30 protein-coding genes are annotated in these 17,915 nt (G+C 68.8%); all 30 read left to right on the forward strand.

The window, feature by feature from the left end; genetic code table 11:
• Positions 1-82: 82 nt before the first annotated feature.
• The 30 genes from tuf (at position 83) to ACN9MS_RS05650 (ending at position 17,851) form a co-directional block, all read left to right on the forward strand.
• Positions 83-1,279 (forward strand): elongation factor Tu, encoded by a 1,197-nt coding sequence (gene tuf, locus ACN9MS_RS05505; RefSeq protein ID WP_053369624.1) that lies wholly within the window; start codon positions 83-85, stop codon positions 1,277-1,279.
• Between the two features lie 490 nt (positions 1,280-1,769).
• A complete protein-coding gene (gene rpsJ / locus ACN9MS_RS05510) occupies positions 1,770-2,078 on the forward strand; it encodes a 30S ribosomal protein S10 (RefSeq protein WP_012867945.1) in 309 nt (102 codons plus the stop codon).
• Positions 2,079-2,092: 14 nt separating this feature from the next.
• Entirely contained in the window at positions 2,093-2,755 is a 663-nt protein-coding gene (rplC, locus tag ACN9MS_RS05515; RefSeq protein ID WP_426311066.1) for a 50S ribosomal protein L3, read from the forward strand.
• Positions 2,756-2,760: 5 nt separating this feature from the next.
• A complete protein-coding gene (rplD, locus tag ACN9MS_RS05520) occupies positions 2,761-3,465 on the forward strand; it encodes a 50S ribosomal protein L4 (RefSeq protein ID WP_426311067.1) in 705 nt (234 codons plus the stop codon).
• Complete coding sequence (gene rplW, locus ACN9MS_RS05525; protein WP_021479876.1) at positions 3,462-3,752, forward strand: 50S ribosomal protein L23; 291 nt, start codon at positions 3,462-3,464, stop codon at positions 3,750-3,752. The genes rplD and rplW overlap by 4 nt, the downstream gene beginning before the upstream one ends.
• A gap of 31 nt (positions 3,753-3,783) precedes the next feature.
• Positions 3,784-4,620, forward strand: a complete 837-nt coding sequence (gene rplB / locus ACN9MS_RS05530) for a 50S ribosomal protein L2 (RefSeq protein ID WP_047233812.1) — start codon at positions 3,784-3,786, stop codon at positions 4,618-4,620.
• Between the two features lie 15 nt (positions 4,621-4,635).
• Positions 4,636-4,917 (forward strand): 30S ribosomal protein S19, encoded by a 282-nt coding sequence (rpsS, locus tag ACN9MS_RS05535; RefSeq protein WP_047233813.1) that lies wholly within the window; start codon positions 4,636-4,638, stop codon positions 4,915-4,917.
• 58 nt (positions 4,918-4,975) lie between these two features.
• Positions 4,976-5,347, forward strand: coding sequence for a 50S ribosomal protein L22 (gene rplV, locus ACN9MS_RS05540; protein ID WP_021479879.1), 372 nt, complete (start codon positions 4,976-4,978; stop codon positions 5,345-5,347).
• On the forward strand, positions 5,347-6,192 hold the full coding sequence (rpsC, locus tag ACN9MS_RS05545; RefSeq protein ID WP_087471314.1) for a 30S ribosomal protein S3: 846 nt from the start codon (positions 5,347-5,349) through the stop codon (positions 6,190-6,192). Before rplV ends, rpsC begins: the two co-directional genes overlap by 1 nt.
• Before the next feature lie 3 nt (positions 6,193-6,195).
• Positions 6,196-6,615 carry a 50S ribosomal protein L16 gene (gene rplP / locus ACN9MS_RS05550; RefSeq protein ID WP_047233815.1) on the forward strand — a complete coding sequence of 140 codons (420 nt, stop codon included), beginning with the start codon at positions 6,196-6,198 and terminating at the stop codon, positions 6,613-6,615.
• Positions 6,615-6,851: a 50S ribosomal protein L29 gene (gene rpmC, locus ACN9MS_RS05555; protein ID WP_021480429.1), complete on the forward strand. Its 237-nt coding sequence runs from the start codon at positions 6,615-6,617 to the stop codon at positions 6,849-6,851. The genes rplP and rpmC overlap by 1 nt, the downstream gene beginning before the upstream one ends.
• An 11-nt stretch (positions 6,852-6,862) precedes the next feature.
• Positions 6,863-7,153 (forward strand): 30S ribosomal protein S17, encoded by a 291-nt coding sequence (rpsQ, locus tag ACN9MS_RS05560; protein ID WP_047233816.1) that lies wholly within the window; start codon positions 6,863-6,865, stop codon positions 7,151-7,153.
• Between the two features lie 206 nt (positions 7,154-7,359).
• Positions 7,360-7,728, forward strand: coding sequence for a 50S ribosomal protein L14 (gene rplN / locus ACN9MS_RS05565; protein ID WP_021480431.1), 369 nt, complete (start codon positions 7,360-7,362; stop codon positions 7,726-7,728).
• A gap of 2 nt (positions 7,729-7,730) precedes the next feature.
• Entirely contained in the window at positions 7,731-8,072 is a 342-nt protein-coding gene (gene rplX, locus ACN9MS_RS05570; protein WP_021480432.1) for a 50S ribosomal protein L24, read from the forward strand.
• Positions 8,072-8,641, forward strand: a complete 570-nt coding sequence (gene rplE, locus ACN9MS_RS05575) for a 50S ribosomal protein L5 (protein WP_047233817.1) — start codon at positions 8,072-8,074, stop codon at positions 8,639-8,641. The genes rplX and rplE overlap by 1 nt, the downstream gene beginning before the upstream one ends.
• Position 8,642: 1 nt before the next feature.
• Positions 8,643-8,828 (forward strand): type Z 30S ribosomal protein S14, encoded by a 186-nt coding sequence (locus ACN9MS_RS05580; protein ID WP_021480434.1) that lies wholly within the window; start codon positions 8,643-8,645, stop codon positions 8,826-8,828.
• Positions 8,829-8,910: 82 nt separating this feature from the next.
• Positions 8,911-9,309: a 30S ribosomal protein S8 gene (gene rpsH, locus ACN9MS_RS05585; RefSeq protein ID WP_021480435.1), complete on the forward strand. Its 399-nt coding sequence runs from the start codon at positions 8,911-8,913 to the stop codon at positions 9,307-9,309.
• 18 nt (positions 9,310-9,327) lie between these two features.
• The gene (gene rplF / locus ACN9MS_RS05590) at positions 9,328-9,864 is read left to right on the forward strand and encodes a 50S ribosomal protein L6 (protein ID WP_141388480.1); all 537 of its coding nucleotides are present in this window, start codon (positions 9,328-9,330) and stop codon (positions 9,862-9,864) included.
• A 2-nt stretch (positions 9,865-9,866) separates the two neighbouring features.
• Complete coding sequence (rplR, locus tag ACN9MS_RS05595; RefSeq protein WP_047233819.1) at positions 9,867-10,238, forward strand: 50S ribosomal protein L18; 372 nt, start codon at positions 9,867-9,869, stop codon at positions 10,236-10,238.
• Between the two features lie 40 nt (positions 10,239-10,278).
• A complete protein-coding gene (gene rpsE, locus ACN9MS_RS05600) occupies positions 10,279-10,935 on the forward strand; it encodes a 30S ribosomal protein S5 (protein WP_021480438.1) in 657 nt (218 codons plus the stop codon).
• Positions 10,935-11,117: a 50S ribosomal protein L30 gene (gene rpmD / locus ACN9MS_RS05605; protein ID WP_021480439.1), complete on the forward strand. Its 183-nt coding sequence runs from the start codon at positions 10,935-10,937 to the stop codon at positions 11,115-11,117. The genes rpsE and rpmD overlap by 1 nt, the downstream gene beginning before the upstream one ends.
• Before the next feature lie 2 nt (positions 11,118-11,119).
• Positions 11,120-11,686 carry a 50S ribosomal protein L15 gene (gene rplO, locus ACN9MS_RS05610; protein WP_426311068.1) on the forward strand — a complete coding sequence of 189 codons (567 nt, stop codon included), beginning with the start codon at positions 11,120-11,122 and terminating at the stop codon, positions 11,684-11,686.
• A gap of 308 nt (positions 11,687-11,994) precedes the next feature.
• Entirely contained in the window at positions 11,995-13,293 is a 1,299-nt protein-coding gene (gene secY, locus ACN9MS_RS05615; RefSeq protein WP_426311069.1) for a preprotein translocase subunit SecY, read from the forward strand.
• Positions 13,294-13,343: 50 nt separating this feature from the next.
• A complete protein-coding gene (locus tag ACN9MS_RS05620; RefSeq protein WP_426311835.1) occupies positions 13,344-13,901 on the forward strand; it encodes an adenylate kinase in 558 nt (185 codons plus the stop codon).
• A gap of 40 nt (positions 13,902-13,941) precedes the next feature.
• Positions 13,942-14,778, forward strand: a complete 837-nt coding sequence (gene map / locus ACN9MS_RS05625; RefSeq protein WP_426311070.1) for a type I methionyl aminopeptidase — start codon at positions 13,942-13,944, stop codon at positions 14,776-14,778.
• A gap of 275 nt (positions 14,779-15,053) precedes the next feature.
• On the forward strand, positions 15,054-15,275 hold the full coding sequence (gene infA, locus ACN9MS_RS05630; protein ID WP_012867920.1) for a translation initiation factor IF-1: 222 nt from the start codon (positions 15,054-15,056) through the stop codon (positions 15,273-15,275).
• Between the two features lie 95 nt (positions 15,276-15,370).
• Positions 15,371-15,484 carry a 50S ribosomal protein L36 gene (gene rpmJ, locus ACN9MS_RS05635; protein WP_003956441.1) on the forward strand — a complete coding sequence of 38 codons (114 nt, stop codon included), beginning with the start codon at positions 15,371-15,373 and terminating at the stop codon, positions 15,482-15,484.
• Between the two features lie 237 nt (positions 15,485-15,721).
• Positions 15,722-16,096: a 30S ribosomal protein S13 gene (rpsM, locus tag ACN9MS_RS05640; protein ID WP_021479758.1), complete on the forward strand. Its 375-nt coding sequence runs from the start codon at positions 15,722-15,724 to the stop codon at positions 16,094-16,096.
• 113 nt (positions 16,097-16,209) lie between these two features.
• Entirely contained in the window at positions 16,210-16,614 is a 405-nt protein-coding gene (gene rpsK, locus ACN9MS_RS05645) for a 30S ribosomal protein S11 (RefSeq protein WP_021479759.1), read from the forward strand.
• Positions 16,615-16,831: 217 nt separating this feature from the next.
• Positions 16,832-17,851: a DNA-directed RNA polymerase subunit alpha gene (locus ACN9MS_RS05650; RefSeq protein WP_021479760.1), complete on the forward strand. Its 1,020-nt coding sequence runs from the start codon at positions 16,832-16,834 to the stop codon at positions 17,849-17,851.
• The last annotated feature ends 64 nt before the right edge of the window (positions 17,852-17,915 follow it).

Genomic DNA, 17,915 nt, shown 5'->3' on the forward strand with positions numbered 1-17,915 from the left:
CCGCAACGCCCCGCGGATGTAGGATCTCTCGGTCGACATTCGCAACGTTCGGCACATCTACCCAAGTCCCAGGAGGACCCCAGTGGCTAAGGCCAAGTTCGAGCGGACCAAGCCGCACGTCAACGTCGGCACCATCGGTCACGTCGACCACGGTAAGACGACGCTCACGGCGGCGATCTCGAAGACGCTCGCGGACACGTACCCGGACCTGCCGGCGAACACGCAGCGCAACTTCGACGAGATCGACGCGGCTCCCGAGGAGAAGCAGCGCGGTATCACGATCAACATCGCGCACATCGAGTACGAGACGCCGAAGCGCCACTACGCGCACGTCGACGCCCCGGGTCACGCCGACTACATCAAGAACATGATCACCGGTGCCGCCCAGATGGACGGCGCGATCCTGGTGGTCGCCGCGACCGACGGTCCGATGGCCCAGACGCGTGAGCACGTCCTGCTCGCCCGCCAGGTCGGCGTGCCGTACCTGCTCGTCGCGCTGAACAAGTCCGACATGGTCGACGACGAGGAGATCCTCGAGCTCGTCGAGATGGAGGTGCGCGAGCTCCTCTCCTCGCAGGAGTTCGACGGCGACAACGCGCCGGTCGTGCGCGTGTCGGGTCTCAAGGCGCTCGAGGGCGACCCCGAGTGGACCGCGAAGATCCTCGAGCTCATGGAGGCCGTGGACGAGAACGTCCCGGAGCCCGTCCGCGAGCTCGACAAGCCGTTCCTCATGCCCGTCGAGGACGTCTTCACGATCACCGGTCGTGGCACCGTCGTCACCGGCAAGGTGGAGCGTGGCACGCTCGACCTCAACTCGGACGTCGAGATCGTCGGCATCCGCGCGCCCCAGAAGACCACGGTCACGGGCATCGAGACGTTCCACAAGCAGATGGACCAGGCCCAGGCCGGCGACAACACCGGTCTGCTCCTGCGCGGCATCAAGCGCGAGGACGTCGAGCGCGGCCAGGTCGTCGTGAAGCCGGGCTCGATCACCCCGCACACGCAGTTCGAGGCGCAGGTCTACATCCTGGGCAAGGACGAGGGTGGCCGTCACAACCCGTTCTACTCGAACTACCGTCCGCAGTTCTACTTCCGTACGACGGACGTCACCGGCGTCATCACGCTGCCCGAGGGCACCGAGATGGTCATGCCCGGCGACAACACCGAGATGACGGTCGAGCTGATCCAGCCGATCGCCATGGAGGAGGGCCTCGGCTTCGCCATCCGTGAGGGTGGCCGCACCGTCGGCTCGGGCCGCGTCACCAAGATCCTCAAGTGATCTGACGCTGCCTCCGCAGCACTCGTCGAAGGCCCGGTCCCGTCCGCGGGGCCGGGCCTTCGGCCTGCACCACCGCCCCTGCGGTCACCGTCACAGTGCCCGTCCCGGTCTCGACTTGGCCGGGGCGGCCTTCGTGTGGCAGACTGTTCAGGTTGCCTGTTACGGGTGCGCTCTTTCACGTGTCGAACAGTGTGTTGAACCGGTCCTCTCGAGGAGGACCAGGACCCCGGGACCTCGTCCCGGGTCTGCGGGTTGAGCTCTCTGTCGCCATGGATCGAGTACCCCGCGGAACACACGTTCCGACCAGGCTCGCACAAACGTTGTGGTCCGCTCCGCGGAGCCGTGCGTCAGCACGGTGCGGACGCCGGTCCACATATCCAACGGCCCTGCGCCTCTCGGCGTGTGCGCCCAGGTGCGTCGCGACTACGCGACACGCCCGAGCGCGGGGGTCGGACAGCTAGCGGTTCGAGAGAGAGAGTCAGACGACGCCATGGCGGGACAGAAGATCCGCATCCGGCTCAAGTCCTACGACCACGAGGTCATCGACAGCTCGGCGCGCAAGATCGTCGACACGGTGACGCGCGCTGGTGCAACGGTCGTGGGTCCGGTGCCGCTGCCGACGGAGAAGAACGTCTTCTGCGTCATCCGGTCGCCTCACAAGTACAAGGACAGCCGCGAGCACTTCGAGATGCGCACGCACAAGCGGCTGATCGACATCATCGATCCCACGCCGAAGGCCGTCGACTCGCTCATGCGTCTCGACCTGCCTGCCGACGTGAACATCGAGATCAAGCTCTGAGGCTGGAGGACATCATGACTATTCCCCAGCAGAACGCGCGTCCGGTCACCGCGGTGCTCGGCACGAAGCTCGGGATGACGCAGCTCTGGGACGAGGCCGGTCGCCTCGTGCCCGTGACCGTCGTCGCCATCGGCACGAACGTCGTGACGCAGGTGCGCACGGCCGACGCCGACGGTTACGCCGCCGTGCAGCTCGCCTACGGGCAGATCGACCCGCGCAAGGTCACGAAGCCGCTCAAGGGCCACTTCGAGAAGGCCGGCGTCACGCCGCGCCGTCACGTCGCCGAGGTCCGCACCACCGACGCCGCCGAGTACTCGCTCGGCCAGGAGATCACCGCGGAGGCCTTCGAGGCCGGCGCCGTGGTCGACGTCGTGGGCACGACCAAGGGCAAGGGCACCGCCGGTGTCATGAAGCGCCACGGCTTCTCCGGCGTGGGCGCCTCGCACGGCGCGCACCGCAACCACCGCAAGCCGGGCTCGATCGGTGGGGCTTCGACCCCGTCGCGCGTGTTCAAGGGCCTGCGGATGGCCGGTCGCATGGGCAACGCCCGCCAGACCACCCAGAACCTGACCGTCCACGCGGTCGACGCCGAGAAGGGTCTGCTGCTCGTCAAGGGCGCGGTTCCCGGCCCCAAGGGCGGCGTCGTCCTCGTGCGCAGCGCCGCGAAGGGAGCGTGAACACCATGTCCGCTCTGACCGTTGACGTGCTGGACCCCAAGGGCAAGAAGGCCGGCACCGCCGAGCTCCCCGCCGAGGTGTTCGACGTCGAGCTCAACGTCCCGCTGATCCACCAGGTCGTCGTCGCCCAGCGTGCTGCTGCACGCCAGGGCACCCACGACACCAAGAGCCGCGGCGAGGTCCGCGGTGGTGGTCGCAAGCCGTACAAGCAGAAGGGCACCGGCCGCGCCCGCCAGGGTTCGACCCGTGCGCCGCAGTTCGCCGGCGGTGGCATCGTCCACGGCCCGACGCCGCGCTCGTACGACCAGCGGACGCCCAAGAAGATGAAGGCCGCCGCGCTCCGCGGTGCCCTCTCGGACCGCGCCCGCAACGGCCGTGTCCACGTCGTGACCGGCTTCGGCGTCGACGGCCTGCCGTCGACCAAGACCGCCGTCTCGACGCTCGCCAAGCTCTCCGAGCGCAAGCACGTCCTCGTCGTCACCGAGCGTGGCGACGAGCTGACGATCAAGTCGCTGCGGAACGTCGAGCAGGTCCACCTCCTGGTGGCCGACCAGCTCAACACCTACGACGTGCTCGTCTCCGACGACGTCGTCTTCACGCAGGGCGCGCTCGACGCGTTCCTGGCGGGCCCGTCCACGGGTCGCTCCGCGAAGGCCGTCGCCACCTCCACCGAGGCGGACGAGACTGCTGCCGAGGAGGCCGCGAAGTGACCACCGTGACCAAGGACCCCCGTGACGTGATCCTCGCGCCGGTCGTCTCCGAGAAGAGCTACGGCCTGCTCGACGAGGGCAAGTACACGTTCGTCGTCGACCCGCGGGCCAACAAGACCGAGATCAAGATCGCCGTCGAGCAGATCTTCTCGGTCAAGGTCGCCTCGGTGAACACGATCAACCGCAAGGGCAAGACGCGTCGCACGCGTTTCGGCCTGGGCAAGCGCAAGGACACCAAGCGTGCGATCGTCACCCTCCGCGAGGGCACGATCGACATCTTCGGCTGAGCCGACGAGAGCAGATTGAGGACAGATCCCCATGGGAATCCGTAAGTACAAGCCGACGACGCCCGGCCGCCGCGGCGCGAGCGTCGCCGACTTCGCCGAGATCACGCGCTCGCAGCCGGAGAAGTCTCTGGTCCGCCCGCTCTCGAAGAGCGGCGGCCGCAACAGCTCCGGCCGGATCACCACCCGTCACAAGGGTGGTGGCCACAAGCGTGCGTACCGCGTGATCGACTTCCGTCGCCACGACAAGGACGGCGTGCCCGCCAAGGTCGCGCACATCGAGTACGACCCCAACCGCACGGCGCGCATCGCGCTCCTGCACTACGCGGACGGCGAGAAGCGCTACATCATCGCGCCGGCCAAGCTCAAGCAGGGCGACGTCGTCGAGAACGGTGCGGGCGCGGACATCAAGCCCGGCAACAACCTGCCGCTGCGCAACATCCCGACCGGTACGGTCATCCACGCCATCGAGCTCAAGCCCGGTGGCGGCGCGAAGATCGCCCGCTCGGCCGGTGCGTCCGTGCAGCTCGTCGCCAAGGACGGGCCGTACGCGCAGCTGCGCATGCCCTCCGGCGAGATCCGCAACGTCGACCTGCGCTGCCGCGCGACGGTCGGCGAGGTGGGCAACGCCGAGCAGTCGAACATCAACTGGGGCAAGGCCGGCCGCATGCGCTGGAAGGGCAAGCGCCCGACCGTCCGTGGTGTCGCCATGAACCCGATCGACCACCCGCACGGTGGTGGTGAGGGCAAGACGTCCGGTGGTCGCCACCCGGTGAGCCCGTGGGGCCAGCCGGAGGGTCGTACCCGCCGTCCGAACAAGCCGAGCGACAAGCTGATCGTGCGTCGTCGCCGTACCGGCAAGAAGCGCTGATAGGAGCCTGGAGACATGCCTCGTAGCCTGAAGAAGGGCCCCTTCGTCGACGGCCACCTGCAGAAGAAGGTGGACGCTCAGAACGAGAAGGGGACCAAGAACGTCATCAAGACCTGGTCCCGTCGGTCGGTCATCACGCCCGACTTCCTCGGTCACACGTTCGCCGTGCACGACGGTCGCAAGCACACGCCGGTGTTCGTCACCGAGTCGATGGTCGGCCACAAGCTCGGCGAGTTCGCTCCCACGCGGACCTTCCGCGGCCACGTGAAGGACGACAAGAAGGGTCGTCGCCGCTGACCCCCGGGTCAGTCTGGTGACGACCTGGACGGTCAAGAGACAAGAAGGCAGGACAGCAATGGAAGCCAAGGCGCAGGCGCGGTTCGTCCGTGTCACGCCCCAGAAGGCCCGGCGCGTCGTGGACCTCATCCGTGGCAAGCAGGCCTCCGAGGCCGTCGCGGTGCTGAAGTTCGCACCGCAGGCGGCGAGCGAGCCCGTCCGCAAGGTCGTGGAGAGCGCGATCGCCAACGCCCGGGTGAAGGCAGACCGTGCGAGCGAGGCGTTCGAGGAGCAGGAGCTCGTCGTGCGTGAGGCGTTCGTCGACGAGGGCCCGACCCTCAAGCGTTTCCGCCCGCGGGCCCAGGGCCGTGCGAACCGCATCCTCAAGCGCACCAGCCACATCACCGTGGTCGTCGCTCCGCGTGAGAACACGAAGGGAAGTGCCCGATAGTGGGACAGAAGGTTCACCCGCACGGGTACCGCCTCGGCATCACCACCGACCACCGGTCGCGCTGGTTCGCCGACAGCACCAAGCCCGGACAGCGGTACCGCGACTACGTCCGCGAGGACGTCCAGATCCGCAAGCTCATGAGCACCGGTCTCGAGCGCGCAGGCATCTCCAAGGTCGAGATCGAGCGCACCCGTGACCGCGTCCGCGTGGACATCCACACGGCGCGCCCCGGCATCGTCATCGGTCGCCGTGGCGCCGAGGCGGACCGCATCCGCGGCGAGCTGGAGAAGCTCACCGGCAAGCAGGTGCAGCTCAACATCCTCGAGGTGAAGAACGCCGAGACGGACGCGCAGCTCGTCGCTCAGGGCATCGCCGAGCAGCTCGCGAGCCGCGTCTCGTTCCGTCGTGCGATGCGCAAGGGCATCCAGTCGGCCCAGCGCGCCGGTGCCAAGGGCATCCGCGTGCAGGTCGCCGGCCGCCTCGGCGGCGCCGAGATGAGCCGGTCGGAGTTCTACCGCGAGGGTCGTGTGCCGCTGCACACGCTCCGTGCGTACATCGACTACGGCTTCTTCGAGGCCCGCACGACCTTCGGCCGCATCGGCGTGAAGGTCTGGATCTACAAGGGCGACGTCACCGAGAAGGAGTTCGCCGCGCAGCAGGCCACGGCCGCTCCGCGCCAGGGCCGTGGCGGCCCGCGCGGTGAGCGTGGCGGCGACCGTCGTGGTGGTGGCCGTCGTCCCGAGCGTTCGGGCGAGCGGACCTCCGGGTCCGAGGCGCCTGCCGCGGCTGAGCAGTCCGCTCCTGCCGCGGAGGCGAAGGCCCCTGAGACCGGAACGGAGGCCTGAGTCATGCTGATCCCGCGCAGGCTCAAGCACCGCAAGCAGCACCACCCGTCGCGCTCCGGCGCGGCGAAGGGTGGCACGCAGATCGCGTTCGGCGAGTACGGCATCCAGGCTCTCGAGCCGGCGTACGTGACGAACCGCCAGATCGAGGCTGCTCGTATCGCGATGACCCGCCACATCAAGCGTGGCGGCAAGGTCTGGATCAACATCTACCCGGACCGTCCCCTGACCAAGAAGCCTGCCGAGACCCGCATGGGTTCCGGTAAGGGTTCGCCCGAGTGGTGGGTCGCCAATGTCAAGCCCGGCCGGATCGTCTTCGAGCTGGCGGGTGTCCCGGAGGACCTGGCTCGCGAGGCGATGCGCCGCGCGATCCACAAGCTCCCGATGAAGTGCCGTTTCGTGGTGCGCGAGGGTGGTGGCAACTGATGGCAATCGGAACGAAGGGGCTCGCCCCCGTCGACCTCGACGCCATGGACGACGAGACGCTCGTCGCCGAGCTCAAGAAGGTCAAGGAGGAGCTCTTCAACCTCCGCTTCCAGTCGGCCACCGGCCAGCTGGAGAGCCACGGGCGCCTCAAGGCCGTCCGCCGCGACATCGCGCGGATCTACACGATCCTGCGTGAGCGCGAGCTCGGCATCCGTACCGCGCCGAGTGCCGAGTGAGTGAGGCTGGAATGAGCGAGAACGCAACGAACGCGCCCGAGGCGGCCGAGGAGCGCGCGAACCGCAAGACGCGCCGCGGCTACGTCGTGAGCGACAAGATGGACAAGACCGTGGTGGTCGAGGTCGAGGACCGGGTCAAGCACCCGCTCTACGGCAAGGTCATCCGCCGCACGAGCAAGGTCAAGGCGCACGACGAGCAGAACTCTGCCGGCGTGGGCGACCTGGTGCTCATCATGGAGACCCGCCCGCTGTCCGCGACCAAGCGGTGGCGCCTCGCGGAGATCCTCGAGAAGGCCAAGTGATCCACCGGTCGTGACGGGCGGGCCCCGGCTCGCTCGTCACGACCGCTCTCGTGCCGCACCGCGGTGCGGCAACCAGTGAGGACAGGTCGGGCGGGTCCACCGCCCGGTCCTGGCCGGTTCACCCGCGAGGGACCCGGCACTGACAGCTATCCGTTCGGCAAGGCTCGCCTCGCGCGAGAACCGGCTCGACGACAGGAGTTCATTACATGATCCAGCAGGAGTCGCGACTTCGTGTCGCCGACAACACGGGTGCCAAGGAGATTCTCTGCATCCGTGTTCTCGGTGGCTCGGGCCGTCGCTACGCCGGAATCGGCGACGTCATCGTCGCAACCGTCAAGGACGCGATCCCGGGCGGCAACGTGAAGAAGGGCGACGTGGTCAAGGCCGTCGTCGTCCGCACCGCCAAGGAGCGCCGTCGTCCGGACGGTTCCTACATCAAGTTCGACGAGAACGCCGCCGTGATCCTCAAGAACGACGGCGAGCCGCGCGGGACGCGCATCTTCGGCCCGGTCGGGCGCGAGCTGCGCGACAAGCGGTTCATGAAGATCATCTCGCTGGCTCCGGAGGTGCTCTGACCATGGCCAAGATCAAGAAGGGCGACCTCGTCGTCGTCATCGCCGGCAAGGACAAGGGCAAGCAGGGCCGCGTCCTCGAGGTGCTCACCGACCGTGACCGCGTCATCGTCGAGGGCGTCCAGCGCGTCACCAAGCACACCAAGGTCGGCCAGTCGCAGCGCGGCACGCGGACCGGTGGGATCGAGACCGTCGAGGCCCCGATCCACATCAGCAACGTGATGGTCGTCGACCCGGAGACCAAGAAGGGCACCCGCGTCGGGTACCGCACCGAAGAGGTCGAGCGTGACGGCCGCAAGCGCACCGTGCGCGTGCGTGTCGCCAAGCGCTCCGGGAAGGACATCTGATGAGCACCGAGATCGTCGCCCCCGAGGTGCCCCGTCTGAAGCAGCGCTACCGCGAGGAGATCGTCTCCGGTCTGCGCGAGGAGTTCGGGCACGAGAACGTCAACCAGGTCGCCCGCGTCACGAAGATCGTCGTGAACATGGGTGTCGGTGACGCCGCCAAGGACTCGAAGCTCATCGAGGGCGCCATCCGCGACCTGTCCGCGATCACCGGCCAGAAGCCGCAGGTGACCAAGGCCCGCAAGTCCATCGCGCAGTTCAAGCTGCGCGAGGGCATGCCGATCGGCGCGCACGTCACGCTGCGCGGCGACCGCATGTGGGAGTTCCTGGACCGCCTCCTGTCGATCGCCCTGCCGCGCATCCGCGACTTCCGCGGCCTGTCGCCCAAGCAGTTCGACGGGCATGGCAACTACACGTTCGGCCTCACGGAGCAGTCGATGTTCCACGAGATCGACCAGGACAAGATCGACCGTGTCCGCGGTATGGACATCACGATCGTGACCACGGCGACGACCGATGACGAGGGCCGCTCCCTGCTGCGCCGTCTCGGCTTCCCCTTCAAGGAGAACTGACATGGCGAAGAAGGCCCTGATCAACAAGGCGGCCGCCAAGCCCAAGTTCGCGGTCCGCGCCTACACCCGGTGCCAGAAGTGCGGTCGCCCGCACTCGGTGTACCGCAAGTTCGGCCTGTGCCGCATCTGCGTGCGCGAGATGGCCCACCGTGGTGAGCTTCCCGGCGTCACCAAGAGCAGCTGGTAACAACTACGTCGTAGGTCCTGGCGGAGCGCGCCGCACGGCGCGCCTCCGCCCGGATACCACGTCGAGGAAGGGCTAGAGCCCGATGACGATGACCGACCCGATCGCAGACATGCTGACGCGTCTGCGGAACGCGAACTCGGCTTACCACGAGACGGTGACCATGCCGTACTCGAAGCTGAAGTCGCACATTGCCGAGATCCTCCAGGCCGAGGGCTACATCTCCGGCTGGAGCGTCGAGGACGCGACGGTGGGCAAGAACCTCACCATCCAGCTGAAGTTCGGCCCGAACCGTGAGCGCAGCCTCGCCGGCGTGCGCCGCGTGTCCAAGCCGGGCCTGCGCAAGTACGTCAAGTCCACCGAGCTGCCGAAGGTTCTCGGCGGCCTGGGCGTGGCGATCCTGTCCACGTCCTCCGGCCTGCTCACCGACAAGCAGGCCGCCACGAAGGGCGTGGGCGGCGAAGTCCTCGCCTACGTCTGGTAATCGGAAAGGAGATACGCCATGTCTCGAATCGGCAAGATCCCCGTTCCGGTTCCCGCCGGAGTGGACGTCACCATCAGCGGTGCGCTCGTGACCGTGAAGGGCCCCAAGGGCTCGCTCGAGCACAACGTGCCCGCCCCCATCCAGGTCGCCCAGGAGGACGCCACGCTCGTGGTGTCGCGCCCGGACGACGAGCGCGAGTCCCGCGCGCTGCACGGCCTCACGCGCACCCTCCTGGCGAACATCGTCCAGGGCGTCACGCAGGGCTACGAGAAGAAGCTCGAGATCGTCGGCACCGGTTACCGCGTGACGGCCAAGGGCTCGGACCTCGAGTTCGCCCTCGGCTTCAGCCACCCGGTCGTCGTGACGCCGCCCGCGGGCATCACGTTCGCGGTCGAGAGCCCGACGAAGTTCTCGGTCTCCGGCATCGACAAGCAGCAGGTCGGCGAGGTCGCAGCGAACATCCGCAAGATCCGCAAGCCCGAGCCGTACAAGGGCAAGGGTGTGCGTTACGCCGGCGAGGTCGTCCGCCGCAAGGTCGGAAAGGCTGGTAAGTAACGATGGCTCTGAAGGTTCTCGGCAAGGGCAAGGCCGTCGCGCGTCAGCGCCGCCACCTGCGCCTGCGCAAGAAGATCAAGGGGACCGCCGCTCGTCCGCGCCTCGTGGTGACGCGCTCCACGCGCCACATCACGGCCCAGGTCGTGGACGACACGATCGGTCAGACGGTTGCGTCGGCCTCGTCGCTCGAGGCGGACCTGCGTGCGCTCGACGGCGACAAGAGCGCCAAGGCCCGCAAGGTCGGCGAGCTCGTCGCCGAGCGTGCGAAGGCCAAGGGCGTCGACGCGGTCGTCTTCGACCGTGGTGGCAACAAGTACCACGGTCGGGTCGCTGCGGTCGCCGACGGCGCCCGCGAGGGCGGTCTGTCCCTGTGACGACGCCGACCATCCCCACACGGAAGCAAAGGATTCTCTGATGGCTGCAGGGCAGCGCAGCAACACCGGCGCCCCCACGGGTGCCGCCAACGAGTCGAGCGACCAGAACGCGCGCGGGGGGCGCCGCGACGACCGTCGCGGTGACCGTCGCGACGGTCGCCGTGGCGACGCAGCCGAGAAGAACGCCTTCGTCGAGCGCGTCGTCACCATCAACCGCGTCTCCAAGGTCGTCAAGGGCGGCCGCCGCTTCAGCTTCACCGCGCTGGTCGTGGTGGGCGACGGCGACGGCACCGTCGGTGTCGGCTACGGCAAGGCGAAGGAGGTGCCCGCGGCGATCGCCAAGGGTGTCGAGGAGGCCAAGAAGAACTTCTTCAAGGTCCCGCGCATCCAGGGCACCATCCCGCACCCCATCCAGGGTGAGGCCGCCGCCGGCGTCGTGTTCCTCCGTCCGGCCGCTCCCGGTACCGGTGTGATCGCCGGTGGTCCGGTGCGCGCCGTGCTGGAGTGCGCGGGCATCCACGACGTGCTGAGCAAGTCGCTCGGCTCGTCCAACGCGATCAACATCGTGCACGCGACCGTCGAGGCCCTGCGCAACCTGGAGCAGCCTGAGGCTGTCGCCGCGCGCCGTGGTCTCCCGCTCGAGGACGTGGCCCCGGCCGCGCTCCTGCGTGCCCGTGCTGCGGGGGTGAACGCCTGATGGCCAGGCTCAAGGTGACCCAGACGAAGTCCGCCATCGGCGGCAAGCAGAACCAGCGCGACACGCTGCGCACTCTGGGCCTCAAGCGGATCGGCGACACCGCCGTGAAGGAGGACCGCCCGGAGATCCGCGGCATGGTCGCGACGGTGGCGCACCTCGTCACCGTTGAGGAGGTCGAGTGACCATGGCTGAGAAGGCCACCAAGGAGACCGCCGAGGCTCCGAAGAAGAAGGCTGCTGCGAAGGCCCCCGCGAAGGCGGAGTCCACGACTGCTGCGAAGCAGTCGGGCAAGCAGACCGAGGGTGCCGGCGGCACGCTCAAGATCCATCACCTGCGTCCGGCTCCCGGCGCCAAGAAGGCCAAGACCCGCGTGGGTCGTGGTGAGGCGTCGAAGGGTAAGACGGCGGGCCGCGGTACCAAGGGTACGAAGGCTCGTTACCAGGTTCCCGAGCGCTTCGAGGGCGGGCAGATGCCTCTGCACATGCGCCTCCCGAAGCTGCGCGGCTTCAAGAACCCGTTCCGCACCGAGTACCAGGTCGTGAACCTGGACAAGCTCGCGGCGCTGTACCCCGAGGGTGGCCAGGTCACCGTCGAGGACCTCGTCGCGAAGGGCGCGGTCCGCAAGGGCCAGCTCGTCAAGGTGCTCGGCACGGGCGAGATCACCGTCAAGCTCGAGGTCGCGGTCGACGCCCTCTCGGGCGCCGCTCGCGAGAAGATCCTCGCGGCCGGCGGTTCGGTCTCGGAGGACTGACACCCCCGGACAGGGCCGGTGGCGCGCTCGCGCCGTCGGCCCTGTCCGCGTCTGGGGAGGCCCTCCCGCACGACCCGTGGTCCGTCCGGCAGCGCGCCACGGTTAGACTCTCCGACGGTTGTCTCCCCGCACCCCGGGGTGACCGCCGTCACTCGCAGGTCCGCGGTCGGTCCGTCCGGTCGTCGGGACCGACTTGCCGTTCGACGCGGCGCTACGGCTAGGGTGCCTCTTGGCGCCGGTGCCGTGCGTCACACCTCGCCGGGCCTCCCGGCGACACGACATCCCGCCTCGGCGGGCCAGGAGGATAGGTGCTCAGCGCATTCGCCCGGGCTTTCCGGACGCCCGACCTGCGGCGCAAGCTGCTGTTCACGATCGCGATCATGGCGATCTTCCGGGTGGGGTCGTTCATCCCCACGCCGGGTGTGGACTACCCCAACGTGCAGCAGTGCATCGCGGAGACCGCCGACGGCAACGACCTGCTCGGCCTCGTCAACCTCTTCAGCGGCGGCGCACTGCTCCAGCTGTCGATCTTCGCGCTCGGCATCATGCCGTACATCACCGCGAGCATCATCGTCCAGCTGCTGCGCGTCGTGATCCCTCGCTTCGAGGCGCTCCACAAGGAGGGCCAGTCGGGCCAGGCGAAGCTGACGCAGTACACGCGCTACCTGACGATCGCGCTCGCCATCCTCCAGTCGACGACCGTCATCACGACGGCGCGCAACGGCCTGCTCTTCCAGGGCTGCTCGGTGGACGTCATCCCCGACGGCAGCTTCGTCACGATGGCGCTCATGGTCATCACCATGACCGCGGGCACCGGCCTCATCATGTGGCTCGGCGAGCTCATCACGGAGCGCGGCGTCGGCAACGGCATGTCCCTCCTCATCTTCACGTCGATCGCCGCGAGCTTCCCGACCGCGCTGTGGTCGATCGCCGGTGGTGCGAACGGCGCGACGAACTTCATCATCATGATCGCGGTCATCGTGGTCGTCATCGGCCTGGTCGTGTTCGTCGAGCAGTCCCAGCGCCGCGTGCCGGTCCAGTACGCCAAGCGCATGGTCGGGCGCCGCATGTACGGCGGCTCGAGCACCTACATCCCGATCAAGATCAACATGGCCGGCGTCATCCCGGTGATCTTCGCGGCCTCGCTGCTCGCGGTCCCGGGACTCATCGCGCAGTTCGGCGACCAGAGCGCCGACTGGGTGGTCTGGGTCAGCACGAACCTCGCCGACCCGGCCGCGCCGCTGCACATCGTGCTGTACGTGCTGATGATCCTGTTCTTCTGCTTCTTCTACACGTCGATCACGTTCAACCCGGACGAGGTCGCGGACAACATGAAGAAGTACGGCGGCTTCATCCCCGGCATCCGTGCCGGCCGACCGACCGCCGAGTACCTCGACTACGTCATCACCCGCATCACGTCCGCGGGCTCCATCTACCTCGCGCTCGTCGCCCTGCTGCCGACGCTGGTCCTCATCGGGCTCGGCGTGAGCACGAACATCCCGTTCGGTGGCTCCTCGATCATCATCGTCGTCGGCGTCGGCCTGGAGACGGTCAAGCAGATCAACTCCCAGCTGCAGCAGCGCCACTACGAAGGGTTCCTCCGTTGAGCAACGCCACCGACGGCCAGTCCGCCTCGCGTCCCGCGCGCCTCGTCATCATGGGCCCGCAGGGCGCGGGCAAGGGGACGCAGGCCGCCCGGCTCGCCGAGCAGCTGGCCATCCCCGCGATCTCGACCGGAGACATCTTCCGGGCGAACATCAAGGGCGGCACGGAGCTCGGCCGGCTCGCGCAGGAGTACACCGCGAAGGGTGACCTGGTCCCCGACTCGGTGACGAACGCGATGGTCCGCGACCGCCTCGCCCAGGACGACGCGGCGCAGGGGTTCATCCTCGACGGCTACCCGCGCAACGCGGCCCAGGTCGTCGAGCTCGACGCGATCCTCACGGACCTGGGCGCTGCCCTGGACGGCGTCGTGGAGCTCACGGCGGACCGTGACGAGCTCCTCGCCCGCCTGGCGAAGCGCGCGGAGATCGAGGGCCGCGAGGACGACACCGAGGAGGCCATCGCTCGCCGCCTCGACATCTACGCCGAGCAGACGGCGCCGCTCACGGCCGCCTACGACGAGCGCGGCCTGCTCGTCCGCGTCGACGGCATCGGTGACGTCGACGAGATCACGGGACGCATCGTCTCGGCGCTGACCGCGCTCGTCGGCTGAGCGTCGGCAGTTCGTCCGTCAGGTTCTGGGGAGCAGCAGGGTGTTCGGTCGCGAGCGCATCGAGTACAAGACGCACGACCAGGTCCGGTCGATGCGCAGCGCCGGCCTCGTGGTCGCGCGGGCGCTCGAGACGGTCCGTGAGACGGTCCGCCCGGGCATGACGACGGCCGACCTGGACGCGCTCGCCGCGGCGGTGATCGCGGACGCGGGCGCGACGCCGTCGTTCCTCGGCTACGAGGGCTACCCGGCGTCGCTGTGCGTGTCGGTGAACGACGAGGTCGTGCACGGCATCCCCGGTCCGCGTGAGCTGCGCCTGGGAGACATCGTCTCCGTCGACTGCGGGGCGATCGTCGACGGCTGGCACGGCGACTCGGCCGTCTCGTTCGTCCTCGGCGAGGGCGAGCCGCGCGACGAGGCCCTCGTGGAGGCCACGCGGCGTGCGATGTGGGCGGGTATCGCCGCGCTCGCGACGAGCGAGAGGCTCTGCGACGTGGGTGCCGCGATCGAGGACTCGGTCCGGGTCTCGGGGGAGACCGACGGCGTCTCCTACGGGATCGTCGAGGAGTACGTCGGCCACGGGATCGGCTCCGCGATGCACCAGCCGCCCGACGTCCCGAACTACCGCACGCGCGAGAAGGGCCCGCGGCTGCGCCCGGGCATGTGCCTCGCGATCGAGCCGATGCTCACGCTCGGCGACCGGTTCACCGAGGTGTGCGAGGACGACTGGACGGTCGTGACCGACGACGGCGCTCGTGCTGCGCACTGGGAGCACAGCGTCGCGATCCTCGACGAGGGGATCTGGGTCCTCACCGCACCCGACGGCGGGGCGGCCGAGCTCGCGGAGCTCGGCGTCCGCGTCGCACCTCTCGCGGCCTGAGGTCGCGGTTCGCCCGACGCCTGGGCCCGCCGGGTCCGGCAGGGGAGTGACGCGTCGCACGGTTCCCGGCGCACGCCCCGGTTTCGCGACTCTTGTCGGATGCCGTAGGATGGTCCGTCGGGTGTAGTCCGTGCACGTCGTTCAACCGGCCCCCGTCCCTCGGGACCCGGGCGACCGACCCCGCACGCGGCTCCACGCACCTCTCACGAACGGACGACCCGCGGGTCGGGCGTGCGCGGGAGTACCAGCAGTTCAGACGAGAGTTAGCGGAGGACATGGCAAAGAAGGACGGTGTCATCGAGATCGAGGGCAGCGTGGTCGAGGCCCTGCCGAACGCGATGTTCCGCGTGGAGCTGGCCAACGGTCACAAGGTTCTCGCGCACATCTCGGGCAAGATGCGCCAGCACTACATCCGGATCCTCCCCGAGGACCGGGTCGTGGTCGAGCTGAGCCCGTACGACCTGTCCCGCGGCCGGATCGTCTACCGCTACAAGTAGTCGCCACGCGTCCACCCACTCACCCGCCTCGCCACCCGGATCCCGGGACCGCTCGTCGGTCGCGCCCGGAGCGGGGCACCACTGAGGGAACGAAGATGAAGGTCAAGCCCAGCGTCAAGAAGATCTGCGACAAGTGCAAGGTGATCCGCCGGCACGGTCGCGTCATGGTGATCTGCGACAACCTGCGGCACAAGCAGCGCCAGGGCTGAGCCCGCGCCTGCGCCACGGGTGACGGTCCCTCGGGACCGCGGTCACCAGGCCGCCCGTCACGACGACGGCCGGCCACCAGCGCACCACCACGAACCTGCTCGGCACCCCGGACGCGAGTCCGGGAGGAGAACGCCACAGGCAGGAGAACCCCCGGCTCGGAGGCCGGGGCCCACGGAGCTCCCCGTGGGAGGGCGGTGCGACAGACCTCCGACGAAGCACGAGGAGCCGAAAGGCACATGGCACGTCTCATCGGCGTCGACCTCCCCCGCGACAAGCGGCTCGAGGTCGCGCTCACCTACATCTACGGCGTCGGCCGTACCCGCGCCCAGCAGACGCTGGCCGCGACCGGCATCAGCCCGGACGCGCGCGTGAAGGACCTCGGCGACGCCGAGCTCGTCGCGCTCCGCGACTACCTCGAGGGCAACTACAAGCTCGAGGGTGACCTCCGTCGTGAGGTGGCCGCCGACATCCGCCGCAAGGTCGAGATCGGCACCTACCAGGGCCTGCGTCACCGCCGCGGCCTGCCCGTGCGCGGCCAGCGCACCAAGACCAACGCGCGTACGCGCAAGGGACCCAAGCGCACCGTGGCCGGCAAGAAGAAGGCCCGCTGAGCCAGTCCGCAGGGCGGGCCCCGCTCGGGTGCTGACGTCGGCCGCACGGTCCACGTCGTCCCGGTCGGAGATCCCCGCGGTCAGACCACCTCAGACCAGGAGAGAAACGAAAGATGCCTCCCAAGACTCGCGCCGCCGCTGGGCGCAAGCCTCGCCGCAAGGACAAGAAGAACGTCCCCGCCGGCCAGGCGCACATCAAGAGCACGTTCAACAACACGATCGTGTCGATCACGGACCCGTCGGGCGCCGTGATCGCGTGGGCCTCCGGCGGCGACGTCGGCTTCAAGGGCTCGCGCAAGTCGACCCCCTTCGCCGCGGGCCTCGCGGCCGAGGCTGCTGCCCGCAAGGCGCAGGAGCACGGCATGAAGAAGGTCGACGTCTTCGTCAAGGGCCCGGGCTCGGGTCGCGAGACCGCGATCCGCTCGCTGCAGTCGGCCGGCCTCGAGGTCGGCTCGATCCAGGACGTCACGCCGCAGGCGCACAACGGGTGCCGCCCGCCCAAGCGTCGTCGCGTCTGACCCTCGTCGTCGGCGTGCCGTCGACGGGCCGCCCGGTCACCGACCGGCCGAGCCCGTCGACGGCGCCCGTCACGGGGCGGACGCCTCCTGACGGGGCCGACGCACCCTTCCCGGCCGGGTGGACAGAGTCCCGGCCGGGGCCGCGTGCCGCAGGCACGCACCTCGCCTTGAACCGTGCAGCGTCATATGGCGGACGCTCGCCGAAAGGAAACCACCAGTGCTGATCGCACAGCGCCCCACCTTGACCGAAGAGGTCATCTCGGAGAACCGTTCGCGCTTCTCCATCGAGCCGCTGGAGCCGGGCTTCGGCTACACGCTCGGCAACTCGCTGCGTCGCACGCTGCTGTCGTCCATCCCGGGCGCGGCGGTCACCTCCATCCGCATCGACGGTGTGCTCCACGAGTTCACCACCGTGCCGGGTGTGAAGGAGGACGTGACCGAGGTCATCCTCAACATCAAGAACCTCGTCGTCTCCTCGGAGAACGACGAGCCCGTCGTGATGTACCTGCGCAAGCAGGGTGCTGGTGCGGTCACCGCGGCGGACATCGTCCCGCCCGCGGGTGTGGAGGTCCACAACCCCGAGCTGCACATCGCCACGCTCAACGACAAGGGCAAGCTCGAGATCGAGCTCACCGTCGAGCGCGGCCGTGGGTACGTCTCGGCCTCGCAGAACAAGTCGTTCGACGCCGAGATCGGGCGCATCCCGGTCGACTCGATCTACTCGCCGGTCCTCAAGGTGACCTACAAGGTCGAGGCGACGCGTGTCGAGCAGCGCACGGACTTCGACAAGCTGGTCGTGGACGTCGAGACGAAGCCGGCGATCTCGCCGCGCGACGCGCTCGCGTCGGCGGGCAAGACTCTGGTGGAGCTCTTCGGCCTTGCCCGTGAGCTCAACGTCGAGGCCGAGGGCATCGAGATCGGCCCGTCGCCGACGGACGCGGCTCTCGCCGCGGACCTGGCGCTGCCGATCGAGGAGCTCAACCTCACGATCCGCTCGTACAACTGCCTCAAGCGCGAGGGCATCCACCAGGTGGGCGAGCTCGTCGCACGCAGCGAGGCGGACCTGCTGGACATCCGCAACTTCGGTGCGAAGTCCATCAACGAGGTGAAGGAGAAGCTCGCCGAGCTCGGCCTGTCCCTCAAGGACTCGCCGCTCGACTTCGACCCGTCGGCCGCCGCGTACTACGACGGCGACGACGACGAGGCGACGTTCTCGGACACCGAGCAGCAGTACTGAGCCTGCGGCTCTAGACACCTCAGCGCGTCCGGGTCCGCACCTGCGGCGCGAACACTTCCCAAGG

It is taken from the genome of Cellulosimicrobium sp. E-16, assembly GCF_049913115.1.
In the GTDB taxonomy this organism is placed as follows: domain Bacteria; phylum Actinomycetota; class Actinomycetes; order Actinomycetales; family Cellulomonadaceae; genus Cellulosimicrobium.